Origin of the sequence: Brucella thiophenivorans (genome assembly GCF_002252445.1) — a bacterium.
Taxonomy (GTDB): Bacteria; Pseudomonadota; Alphaproteobacteria; order Rhizobiales; family Rhizobiaceae; genus Brucella; species Brucella thiophenivorans.
This window is the reverse complement of sequence record NZ_NNRJ01000065.1, coordinates 39,554-51,726: the sequence shown is the minus strand read 5'-3', so window position 1 is coordinate 51,726 and position 12,173 is coordinate 39,554. Positions and strand designations below refer to the sequence as shown.

The following is a 12,173-nucleotide window of genomic DNA, read 5'->3' as shown; positions in this document are numbered from 1 at the left end:
ACGCTTCTAACTGACTGAAAACTTTGCGACACAACCCCGCTCCATGGAGAATATTACCACAGTTGGGCTCGATTTGGCCAAATCCGTTTTTCAGGTTCACGGTATTACCGAAGAAGGAGCCGTGATCGTGCGCCGGGCACTGCGTCGTTCACAGGTGCTGAACTTCTTTCGCAAGTTGCAGCCTTGCCTCGTGGGCATGGAAGCCTGTGGCAGTGCGCATTATTGGGCTCAGGAAATCCAGGCCTTGGGGCATACGGTTCGGCTGATGCCGCCGGTTTACGTGAAGGCCTATCTCAAACGCAACAAAACTGACGCGGCAGATGCCGAAGCGATCTGCGAAGCAGTTACGCGGCCCACCATGCGCTATGTTCCGGTAAAAACGCGGGATGAACAATCTGCCGGAATGGTGCTCAAGGCACGCGATTTGCTCATTCGTCAACGTACCCAGACGATCAATGCCTTAAGAGCTCACCTCGCCGAACTGGGTATCGTCAGGGCGACCGGTCTGGTCGTAATAATGAGCCTTGCTGCGATAGTACGCGACAACAATGAGAAAAGATGAGAGCGCTCGACGCCTGACGACCATTCCAGGCGTCGGTCCGATTATCGCCGCGACGGTTCCAGCAGTTGTACCAGATCCCACCGGTTTCCGAACCGGGCGAGATTTTGCTGCCTGGATTGGTTTAACCCCACGTACGCATTCCCGCGGAGGCAAAGAGCGGATAGGGTCGATCTCAAAGCGTGGTAACCAGCAACTTCGAACACTACTTGTCGCTGGAGCGACGTCAGTCCTCAAGCTCGCTCGTCGTGGCCTCCAGCCATCACCATGGATAGCGGCCATGATGTTACGCCGCCCGTTCAAAGTTATCGCGGTCGCACTCGCAAACAAGATCGCTCGCATTATCTGGGCGCTTCTTGTTCGTGGCGACACCTATCGAGGAGAGAAGATGATCGAACAGCCCTAGAGATACGAATTTCCGACCGACCAGTCGGAAAGGCAGGCAAGATGCCAATTGTGATGACCCAACGGGACGATATCCCGAAGCAACTCAGACCGTAATATAGCAGGCGCGTCATAACGCGAGAAGCTGATTAGGCGATTTGCTCCGCGGATCTCATCGTGGCCATGGCTGAAAGGCCAGAAAACAGGACGGACATATGACTGCACCGTCCTTATTTGGGAAATGCACGATGAAAGATCTTGCCAAGCGGGCCGTTCCACATATGCTATATTGGGACGGTACCGGGCTGGTGATGGCTTACAAACGGCTGGAGGATACGAGCTTCACCTGGCCTGCCGTCAGAGACGGATTGATGACGTTGAACCATGCGCAGTTCGAGGCGCTTTTTTCCGGGCTCGACTGGCGCAAAGTCAAGGCTCTGGAAGTCAGAACGCCAGCTGCGGCAGAATGAATCAAGTATCTGGATTTACGTGTTTTTACGGGGTTCTGATGGTATCTTTGGCCTATGCAGATTACTCCCGCCCTTGATCTTTCAGCCAATCCTGCCGCGCAACGCGCGGCGGTTCTGGCATTGATGGAAGAGGTTGCGGTGCTGAAGGATATCACTCGGCGGCAAGAGCATCTGATCGCCGAACTCAACCACGCTTTGCATGGAAAACGGTCTGAAAAGCTGTCAGAAGACGAGCGGCAGTTAGCATTCGAGGATCTGTCCATCGCGCTCGCGGAAGTCGAGGCAGAGAAAGAAGCGCGCTCCAATAAAGCGAGCGACGGAACGACGAGGCCAGCTCCCAGACGCACCATCGGCAATTTGCCTGCTACATTGCCGCGTATTGAAGCGATTATCGAACCGGACAGCCTGATTTGCCCCTGCGGGTGTGGCGTGCTGCATAAGATCGGTGAAGATCGCAGCGAGCGTCTCGACATCGTGCCGGCGCAGTTACGCGTCATCGTTACCGTCCGCCCGAAATATGCCTGCCGGATTTGTACCGACGGGGTGACCCAAGCAAGTGCTCCGGCGCACGTGATCTCCGGTGGTCTGCCCACGGAAGCAACGCTGGCCCATGTCCTGGTCAGCAAGTATGCGGATCATTTGCCATTGTATCGCCAGAGCCAGATACTGGCACGGGCAGGTCTTGATCTGCACCGCGCCGTTCTGGCTGATTGGGTCGGCAAGGCTGCGTTCCACCTGAAACCGGTGGTCGACCGACTGGCCGCTCATCTGAAGCGGTCTGGCAAGCTGTTTATGGATGAAACCACCGCCGCGGTGCTGGATCCGGGGCGTGGGACAACGAAGACCGGATATTTGTGGGCACTGGCCCGCGATGACAGGCCATGGGGCTGCGAGGACCCGCCCGGTGTAGTCTATTTCTACGCCCCAGGTCGCGCGGGTGAGAATGCCGAAGTCTTCCTGAGCGGTTTTGACGGCATTCTGCAGGTCGATGGCTATCAGGGGTACAATCGGCTGACCAAACTTTCTCGAAAGGGTGGCAGTCCCATTCGGGTGGCCTATTGCTGGGCGCATGCAAGGCTCAAGCTGAAGGAGGTCTTCGACCGCGACGGCTCTGAGATCGCTGCCGAAGGCCTGCGCCGGATTGCGGAGTTCTACGCTATCGAGGCTGATATACGCGGCATCTCACCTGGCCAGCGCCTGTCTGCCCGCCAGACCCGCACCGCGCCCCTGGTCGCCGCCTTCCGTGAATGGCTTCAGACACAGCGTTGCAAGGTATCCGCCAAATCCCGTCTGGGAGAAAAGCTCACCTATATCCATAACCAATGGGAAGGCCTGCAAACCTTCTTAACGGATGGGAGCGTAGAGATCGACTCCAACAGGGTTGAAAACCTTATCCGGCCTATCGCTCTCAATCGCAAGAATGCGCTCTTTGCAGGTCACGACGAAGGCGGCATCGCTTGGGGCCGCATCGCTTCGCTGATCGAAACCTGCAAAATCAACGATGTCGAACCCTTTGCTTATCTCAAAGCAACACTCACTGCTATCGCAGCCGGGCATCCCCAAAGCTGCCTCGACGACCTGCTCCCATAGAACTTTAATACGTCAAGCTAAGAAACATGTGCAACGCAGCGAACGCTTACGCAAAGACTTGAAATGGCGATTGATTGTCGTTGGCGAATTGGTTCTTGCGGATCATGTGAGCCACTTCGATCCCTGCAATGGCTGTGGCGGAATGGAATGCCTTGAAGCCCATCATCGGTTGGGTGATCCGCTTGATAAACCTGTGGTCGTGTTTAAGGATATTGTTGAGATATTTGATCTGGCGGATTTCAATGATCTCGCGGTACCGCTGATTTTCAGGATTGTGTTAACAGCCTGCAGCCCGGCCAGATTGACTCCGCTCTTGTCAATGACAACCTTCTCCGGAACGCCATCGGTTACGATCACCTTTTTGAAAACCCGACGCGAAGCAGCCAGATCCCGCCGCTCTTACAACCTGAAATCAAGGGTTTGGCCGTAGCGATCTGCGATGAGTAGCGAACGACCCAACGGTTCAAAGTCGTATGGTCGACAGTGATACCTCGTTCAGCTAAAATTTCCTAAAGGTCGCGGTAGGAAACCGGATAGCGCAAGTAAAAGAAAACGGCGTGAAGGATGACAGTTTTAGGAAAATGTGCTCCTTTGAAATCGACCGTCATCAGAATCTGCCTTATTCAATTCTACGCAATAACTGTGACATAGCTCAGCAGATGTGAAAATTTGCAACACAACCTTTCAGGGACGTGTAGGAAATTACACGTCCCGTCAAAAACTTATAGATAAAGCGCAGATCAAGATGAATTTACTGTCACATGAGATATCGAAGCACCGTATCTTTCCATTCCCGATGACAGATTAATTTTTCATCCTCGAATGCCTCCAGCTTAGCTTCCAGATAAAAATTTTCAGCATCACAAGTCATATTGGTAGTAAGATCAATTCGCGTCATCCAGCCTTCCCGACCAAGAGTGAATGATTGCACGATGCGGCCCTGTGCACTGAGGGGGTCGTGGTCATTAATCAACATTTCACGCGTGAGCGAATGGTCAACAAGTGTGTCAATGTCGTCAAATCGGAAGATACCTTCACCAAACACACCACCTTTCCCATCAGCAACATAGCTCGTGTCGCCTGTTATCAGGTCTTGAGTAGCTCGTCGGCTTAAAAAGCCGTCCTCAATCATTGTTTGCGGTGTGCTTACTCCGTGGATCGGAGGGGAAAAAGACACTTCATCGTCTTTCGTGTCTATTCTGCGTACTGGCAGGGAAAGTTTGCTGATGCCGCCGCGAAGTGTCAAGGTTGCATGATAGGGCGCTGGCCATGCGATAGGCCAATAACTCGTTGAGATTGAAATTCGGATGCGGTGCCCCTTTTTGAACAGATGCCCGCAGTCATTAAGCTTAATCGTTGTGTCCTCAAATTTTCCGATATTAAGCGACTGAGGGGCCTGATGTCCGTTGCGATGTGTAAGGTTCATCAACTGATAGCTAACTCTTGATACGCTCCCATCAGGATGAACATCATTAAGACGGACACAAATCTGGGCGACGGGACTGTCTGAAGCCAATGTGAGTTGCAAATCAGGTGCGCCAAGTACTTCAAAATCTTCAGCTATGATTGCTGAATCGAAAACCAGTGATCCTGCGTCGTCGACTCTTTGATCTCCCGGCCTATCGCCATCGCAACCCGCACCCATCCAGTCCCCTGCGGATTTGCCTGTACTCATCGGCGAACGGATTGACAATTCGCAGGTCTCCTGCGGTCGGTCGGCGAGGTTTCCGCAAGCTGATAGATAAAAATCGCATTTAGCGATTGATGCCGATGGCCAACGCGCTTCGCTAACCCAACGGCCGCTTGCCTCATGTCTTGTCCCTGTCGGCTTATGAGGTGCTTCGACATATGCACGCAACATCGGCTCATCCATGATGCCCGTTTCATGACCTTTTAGGAAGTGATCCCAGAAACGCACGGCCTCTTGCAAAAAACCTATTGCCGGTGTCGGTATGCCATCATGCGGATAAATGTGTGCCCAAGGTCCCACTATTGCAAGGCGCGGGCCTGATAGCTTTTCCAGTACTCTGAACACGGCGTTGGTGTAGCTATCGGCCCATCCACTAATGGCAAGCACAGGTACTTTTACAGCACTGTAGTCTTCGCAAATAGACCCGTGTTTCCAAAAGTCGTCGTAGGTTTGGTGCTCAAGCCAAAGATGTTGAAAATGAGGTAATTGTTCCAATCGTTCATGCCAGCGCCTACGCCAGTCATCTCCGATGATTTCAGGGTCAATGGCGCGGGATTGAAAGGCCATCATGATCGACCCCCACCACAAATTGTCATTCAGCAAGCATCCGCCCATATAATGAACGTCATCTGTAAAGCGATTATCCGTGAAACATACCGGTAATATAGCTTTGAGTGCAGGGGGCTGAAGAGCGGCCACCTGGAGGCAATTAAACCCCCCCCATGATTTGCCCATCATACCGACATTGCCAGAGCACCAATCCTGATTTGCTATCCAGGCTATTACCTCCAAAGCATCAATTTGCTCCTGCGGAAGATATTCGTCACGCATAATACCATCGGAGTCACCTGATCCACGCATATCCACCCGAATGGCGACATAGCCCTGTTTGGCAAAATAACCATGCATGGGCTCGTCGCGCTCGCGTGTTCCATCGCGCTTGCGATATGGAATATATTCAAGAATGGCTGGTACGGGATTGATCTCAGCATCTTCAGGCATCCAGATACGAGCAGCCAGTTTGCAGCCATCACTCATTTCGATCCAAATATTCTCTTCGATCTTTATTGGCACGGGTCTACTCTTTCAGACATTAGAAACTAAAGGAAAATGGCAGGTGTAGCTGCCGTGTTGCGCTGTTTGCACACGCTCAGGCACCTCGGATTTGCAGCGATCCTGCGTAAAAGGGCATCGGGTGTGGAACTCACAACCGCTCGGTCTGGCCAAAAGACTGGGAACCTCTGCGGGCAACATGATGCGTTTCGAAAGGTCTGCATGCCGGCCAGGATGCGATGACAACAGGGCGGCGGTATATGGATGGTGAGGAAACTTATGGATCTGAGCGGTCAACCCTTGCTCGACCAATCGCCCCAGATACATGACTGCCATGCGCTCACTCACCCGTTTTACGACTGCCAGATTATGTGTGATTATAAGAACTGACAGACCGAATTTATCGCGCAAATCACGTAAAAGATTAAGAACTTCACCTTGGACCGAGACATCAAGACCGGCAGTTGGTTCATCCGCGATGATGAGTTTAGGATCAAGGGCCAGAGAACGTGCAACGCCAATACGTCGTGCCTGCCCGCCGGAAAGCTGATGCGGATAGCGATTGGCAAACTCTAAAGGCAATCCCACGAGTGAGAGCAGTCGCCGCACTTCGGCACGTAAATTGACACCTTTAATGCCGTGAATGCGGAATGGCTCGGCCAACAGGCTGCCGACTTTCATTCGCGGACTAAGCGATCCTGTTGGGTCTTGAAACATCATTGAAATATCGCGCCGAACAGACTTCATTTGTCGATCCGAAAACCCCGAAATATCCTGTTGTAGAAAGCGTACACTTCCAGATGACAGTTTTTGAAGGCCAACAATAGAACGCGCCAAAGTGGTTTTGCCAGAACCACTTTCCCCAACGAGAGCCATTATTTCACCTTCATCCATAGAAAGTGAAGCATCAGCGACACCTTCAATGTAATGAGGTTTTCCGCTTAATCGAGAGAGCAATCCGCCGGTGCGAAACCGCACGGTGACATTGTCGACACTGAGAAGACTGCTCATAGTCTGTCTCCTTCATCAGCAAAACGGCAACGCGCTACACGTCCAGGCGCAGGTCGTATCACAGGCGGTTTTCCAATAAGGCAATCTGAAATTACAAGATCACAGCGTGAAGCAAAAATGCACCCATGAGGCCGGTTCCGCAGGTCGGGAATCTCTCCGGCTATGGTGTTCAAACGCAGACTGATATCATCCTCCCACGCTGGATCGCACTCAAGCAGCATTCGTGTGTAGGGGTGACGAGGATCATCGAAAACAGCCGATACATGGCCTTTTTCGACAACTTCTCCGGCATACATAATGATTACTTGCTCGCACAGTTCAGAAATCACACCGAGATGGTGAGAAATGAAGAGAATGGCGCAATTCATTTCTGACTGAATATCCCGCAGCATTTCGATTGTCGCCAATTCAAGCGTTGCATCAAGTGCCGTGGTCGGCTCATCAGCAATTAAAAGCTGGGGTTCCAACAACAAGGCCATTGCAATCGCAATGCGCTGCTTCATCCCGCCTGAGAACTCATGAGGGTACTGGCGCAATCGGCTCTCTGCGTCGGGCATACGTACTTTTTGTAGCATAGCGACAGAACGTTTATCTTTCTGCCGGCTACTGGCTTGCAAACGATACTGAATATCCCGCATTTGTTGGCCAATTGTGCGGACGGGATTGAGCGCGTTCATCGGATCCTGAAAGACCACCGAAATATCAACGCCTCTTATCGACGTCATCTCAGTCGCATTTTTCTTTCGCAGATCTCCAAGCCCCTTGAAGAGAAGTTGACCGTTGCGGATATGTCCATTCGAAGGCAAGAGCCCCAATATGGCATTGATAAGGGTTGACTTCCCACAACCGGATTCCCCCACAATCCCTATAATCGAGCCGGGTGGCACATCGAAAGAAACATTGCGCAGTGCCTCGACCACACCATACGCTGTTCCAAAATCGACCGAAAGATCGCGTACTGATAAGATATTATCGTTCTGTATCATCTGGATTTCGATCGCGGATCAAAGATATCGCGCATCGCCTCGCCAAGAAAAGTAAACCCTAGGGTTGCCACAATTATGGGCAGCCCACCGGCGATCGCCGGCCATGGTGTTTCACGGATGTAAGTAAAGCCATCGTTCAGCATCGATCCCCATGAGGGAATTGAAGGAGGCATACCTAGTCCCAAAAAGCTCATCCCCGCTTCGATGCCGATAACAACCGGAATGTCCATGGAAGCCAGAATAAGGACCGGACCAATTACATTGGGAAGTATGTGTATGAACAGAATTCTCATGGAACCTGCCCCCATAGACCTTTCAGCAATTATAAATTCACTTGATTTCAAGGAAAGTGTCTGAGTGCGAACTATTCTCGCATAGGCTGGAGCACTAACCAAAACAACGATTGTAATAATGGCCTCCGCACTCGCCCCGAAGAGTGAAACATAAGCAAGGGCTAGCATCACAGTTGGAAACGATTTGATAGTATCAAAAACGACGAGAAGGACGTTATCCAGCCATTGTGGAGCATAACCTGAGATTAAGCCCAAAACGATACCGATTATTAGCGAGATCGTCGTTGCAGAGAGTGCAACCAGAAGTGCCGCCCGTCCGCCATAGAGCATGCGTGCAAATAAATCGCGCCCCAGATGATCTGTCCCCAACAGATGGCTCATGCCAGGGCTAGCGAACCGCTCCCGTATTGAAATTGCGCCGGGTTCATATGCAGACAAATAGGGTGCAAATATCACTGCGAGAACCACAACAGCTACAAGAATAAAACCTGCAATGCCCAACGGTTCGCCAGCAAGATGATAACGGAAAGTGCGCCAGTATGAATGTTGTTCTCTAGCGGCGGGTATAGGAGTCACGGACACGGGGATCGAGCCCTCCTGTAATTAGATCGGCGACAAGGTTTGCCAACACGAAGAAAATAGTGGTCAACAGGAGACCGCCTGTAACCAATGGAATGTTGCGCGCGATGATGGCATCATAAACAAGCTTGCCTATCCCCGGGCGTGCAAACACAATTTCAATGAATACAGCGCTGGATATCAATTGCCCAATGCCAATGCCCAACAAGGTGATGGTGGGCAGTATGGCGATACGTAGCGCATAATTATAAATTACCGTGCGCTCACGGAGGCCGAGACCACGGGCGGTGCGAATATGCGACTCGCTCAGGACATCGAGCATGGAAGCCCGCACCATACGTGCGAGGTATCCCACCCATCCAATACCGATTGCGAGCGACGGCAAAATCAGATGGCGTATAACGGAAAGCGGATCATCATATTGGCCCGCACCAACAGCCGGCAACCATCGTAAATGAACAGCAAAGAGCAGAAGCGTATAGATCGCAACAACAAAAGATGGAATGGCGATAAACGAGACAGAAAGCACCCCGACGACGCGATCAAAAAGTGAACCTGGACGTGCGGCTGCCATCGTGCCAAGTGGAATACCGAGAAGAATTGACCATATCATACCAGCCACTATCAGAAGCAAGGTATGTGGCAACTGTTCCATCAGGATTGTAAGCACCGGACGGTTTGATAAAACCTCTTGCCCGAGATCACCCTGCACGGCTGCACTGACAAAATTTAGAAACTGTTGCCAGAGTGGCAGGTCCAGTCCCATTTTCAAGCGAAAAGCTGCCAGCATGTCCTGCGATGCCCGCGGACCCAGCGCGACACGCGCTGGGTCTCCTGGAACGACGTGGATCATAGCAAAGAGCAGGCCTGTTGCGACGATCACAATAAGAGCCGCGAGTACACAGCGCCGAAGCGTGTAACCCATCATGATCAAGCCTTTCTGAAGGCAGGATACAACACTGTTCCAGCCGGCGTGAGGCCTGGCTCAACATCAATCCGCGTCAAAATACCGCGAACTTCATGGGTGAGGAAAATATAGCAACCGGATTCGTCCATCAAATCCTGCATCTCTTTATAAATTTGATCGCGTTTGGCTCGATCAAACTCAACGATACCCTTTTCGTGGAGGCGTCCGAATTCCGGTGAAATCCAACGTTCCCAATTCCAAATTCCAACCTGCTCAGGCACGAACCATAAAGTGGCCCAGCTCGGATCAGGCTCCATGGAAAAGCGGGTTATATACATCTGCATGGTTTTCCAGGTCTCGCCCGCTTCTTCCGAGCCGATTGACCAGAAACTACCGGAGTCATGTTGGTTGATTTTAAGATCGATCCCGATAGCAGCGAGGTTTGCCTGAATTATCTGCGCTGCGGCGAGGTATTCACTTGTTGCTAGAATATCGATAGAAAGCGGAATATTTATACCTCCAGCTTCGTCAATAAGCTGTTTGGCTTTTTCAGGGTCGTAGTCATAACGCACATAATCACGATTGCCGGGAAGACCCGGTGCTATGATGCCATATGAAATTTCAGCCCCGCCTAGAGTGTAGGCATCGACAACCATTTCTCTATCAATAGCATGCTGCATCGCACGCCTGATTTTTGGATCATTAAATGGCTCGGCGTCCTGATTAATCCCCATCCAGACATAGCTGAGCGGAGGCTTTTCGATCAGTCTCGCATTATCTGGCAAGTTATCTCGAAGTCTTGAAACCGAGCCTGACGATGCGATTGTGAAATCCAGATCGCCCGCTTCAAAAGCACGTTCTGCGGACGCTGAATCTTCGATCGGCAGGATCTCAATGCGGTCATAGGCGGGTTTGTCACCTTTCCAGTCCGCATTAATCTCCAGGATCGTACGCTGTTTTGGCTTCCATTCTTTAAGCATATACGGCCCGCTTTGACCGGGGGGGGTTGTTTCGAAGCGCCCACCTACGGCTTCGACCGCTTTCTTCGACAAGATAATGCCGCTGGTGCCCGGCAAGGTGGAATTCCAAAGCGGAGCAAAAGGCTTTTTCAAATGAATGAGACCAGACAATTTGTCTTTAACCTCTACATGATCAAGCAAGGCCCAGTCATCTTTATAGGGCGAATCCATTTTCGGGTCGGCAATTCTCTCGATAGAAAACTTTACGTCCTCAGCAGTCGCTTGCCCAAATCCGTCTGAAAACTGAATGTCATCGCGCAACGTAAAACGAATTGTTTTGTCATCAAGTTGGTCAATGCTGCTGGCGCCCATAGGCTGCCAACCCCAGTCGTCACCCGATTTGCGCATGACAAGTCCTGAAAAAATGCAGCGCGCAATATCAGCATCGGGTTCAGAAACACGGTAAGCAGGATCAAGCACCTGTAGATCACCATAGGATCTGAGAACTAAAGTTCCACCTGGCCTGGCAAATCCGTCCTTTGGCCAAATAAGCGTTGCAATTGACGCAGCGCCGACAGTTTTAAGCATTGTTCTGCGTGAGAGAGTATAGGACATAATAATAAGGTTCCCAAATGTTGATTTTAGTTCGACGTTGCTTTTGCGGCCCCGCTTAACTGTCAAAGGCAATCTTAGCCGGTCAGTTTGTGTGGTAGACACTGACGGCGTGAAACCCTCAGTTCAGTGATGCCGCGATGCTGCAATCGCATTTTGGGAACATAAGTCCCACGTTAGAAAGCAAGTTACAATTAAACGAGTTTATATGTTTTTACGCTATTTTGTGCTAATTGAATTGCAAAGATAATTTTATCGCTCAACGAAATCCGGAGTCCGTTCGTCCAATGCCTCATCCCGTGGCCAGAAACTTACGTTACATATGCGCCCAGGAAGGCTCGGTGTCCCACGTTTGCCGGAGCCTTGGATTTAATCGCCAGCAGTTTGCACGCTACATTCAAGGCAAAAGCTTGCCATCGGCGCGCAACATGATCAGAATATGCGAGTATTTTCAGATAGATGAGGATAGCTTAGCGCTACCTCATAATGAATTTCTCATGCGCCTTCGGGCCAGCCATCCTGTTTCTCCAGCCGTCGCGCCCAATTCGCCTTTTTATTTGCTTCCGGGTTCTGGACGCCAGTTACGCAGCTTAATTGGTACCTATCATGCCCATTATCTGTCACCTTCGAGGCCCGGACGTATAATCAAAGCCCTAGTGCAGTTTGCAGAACATGACGGGCGGTTCACATCCCGTACAATCGAGAGATTGCGTGATCCCCACACGGGTAAAATGCTGACAGCTCGCTACGAAGGCATTTTCTCGGAACGCGACAATAATATTTTTGTTATTGAATGGGGACGCTCGACAGGCGATATATCGGAGACAATAATCTCACCGCTTTACCGCAATTTGCCCAATTATCTGAATGGCATGACCCTTGGTCTTTCATGGCGTACCAAGGGTCCATTTGCCACGCGCACTATCTGGAGCCGCATTCCCATGAAGGTCAGTGCACGCGATGCGATTTCTCAATGTGGATCTTTTCGGCCAGACAGTCGGGCGCTTGATGAGACAACACGGCGGTTCTTCCAAGATCTCGAAACACGAACCCTACACCTCTTACACCAGGACGATTGAA

Annotated in this window: 9 protein-coding genes and 2 pseudogenes; 4 read left to right on the top strand and 7 right to left on the bottom strand. The window is 51.2% G+C overall.

Annotation, left to right across the window (positions count from 1 at the left end):
• Positions 1-43: 43 nt before the first annotated feature.
• The 3 genes and pseudogenes from CEV31_RS19595 (at position 44) to tnpC (ending at position 3,003) form a co-directional block, all read left to right on the top strand.
• A pseudogene (locus CEV31_RS19595) lies at positions 44-965 on the top strand (IS110 family RNA-guided transposase).
• 193 nt (positions 966-1,158) lie between these two features.
• Positions 1,159-1,413 carry an IS66 family insertion sequence element accessory protein TnpB gene (gene tnpB, locus CEV31_RS19590; RefSeq protein WP_094509736.1) on the top strand — a complete coding sequence of 85 codons (255 nt, stop codon included), beginning with the start codon at positions 1,159-1,161 and terminating at the stop codon, positions 1,411-1,413.
• A 54-nt stretch (positions 1,414-1,467) separates the two neighbouring features.
• Entirely contained in the window at positions 1,468-3,003 is a 1,536-nt protein-coding gene (gene tnpC / locus CEV31_RS19585) for an IS66 family transposase (RefSeq protein ID WP_094509734.1), read from the top strand.
• A 46-nt stretch (positions 3,004-3,049) separates the two neighbouring features.
• Here tnpC and CEV31_RS19580 read toward each other — a convergent pair.
• From CEV31_RS19580 to CEV31_RS19550, 7 genes and pseudogenes are all read right to left on the bottom strand, one after another.
• A pseudogene (locus CEV31_RS19580) lies at positions 3,050-3,611 on the bottom strand (IS6 family transposase).
• A 149-nt stretch (positions 3,612-3,760) separates the two neighbouring features.
• Complete coding sequence (locus CEV31_RS19575; RefSeq protein WP_094509732.1) at positions 3,761-5,767, bottom strand: CocE/NonD family hydrolase; 2,007 nt, start codon at positions 5,765-5,767, stop codon at positions 3,761-3,763.
• Between the two features lie 12 nt (positions 5,768-5,779).
• Positions 5,780-6,757, bottom strand: coding sequence for an ABC transporter ATP-binding protein (locus tag CEV31_RS19570; RefSeq protein ID WP_094509730.1), 978 nt, complete (start codon positions 6,755-6,757; stop codon positions 5,780-5,782).
• A complete protein-coding gene (locus CEV31_RS19565; RefSeq protein ID WP_094509728.1) occupies positions 6,754-7,743 on the bottom strand; it encodes an ABC transporter ATP-binding protein in 990 nt (329 codons plus the stop codon). The genes CEV31_RS19570 and CEV31_RS19565 overlap by 4 nt, the downstream gene beginning before the upstream one ends.
• Positions 7,740-8,618, bottom strand: a complete 879-nt coding sequence (locus CEV31_RS19560) for an ABC transporter permease (protein ID WP_235818196.1) — start codon at positions 8,616-8,618, stop codon at positions 7,740-7,742. Before CEV31_RS19560 ends, CEV31_RS19565 begins: the two co-directional genes overlap by 4 nt.
• Positions 8,590-9,543 carry an ABC transporter permease gene (locus CEV31_RS19555; RefSeq protein ID WP_094509726.1) on the bottom strand — a complete coding sequence of 318 codons (954 nt, stop codon included), beginning with the start codon at positions 9,541-9,543 and terminating at the stop codon, positions 8,590-8,592. Before CEV31_RS19555 ends, CEV31_RS19560 begins: the two co-directional genes overlap by 29 nt.
• Positions 9,544-9,545: 2 nt before the next feature.
• Positions 9,546-11,096: an ABC transporter substrate-binding protein gene (locus tag CEV31_RS19550; protein ID WP_094509724.1), complete on the bottom strand. Its 1,551-nt coding sequence runs from the start codon at positions 11,094-11,096 to the stop codon at positions 9,546-9,548.
• 494 nt (positions 11,097-11,590) lie between these two features.
• Here CEV31_RS19550 and CEV31_RS19545 point away from each other — a divergent pair, with 494 nt between their 5' ends.
• Positions 11,591-12,172, top strand: a complete 582-nt coding sequence (locus CEV31_RS19545) for a hypothetical protein (RefSeq protein ID WP_094509723.1) — start codon at positions 11,591-11,593, stop codon at positions 12,170-12,172.
• Position 12,173: the final 1 nt, after the last annotated feature.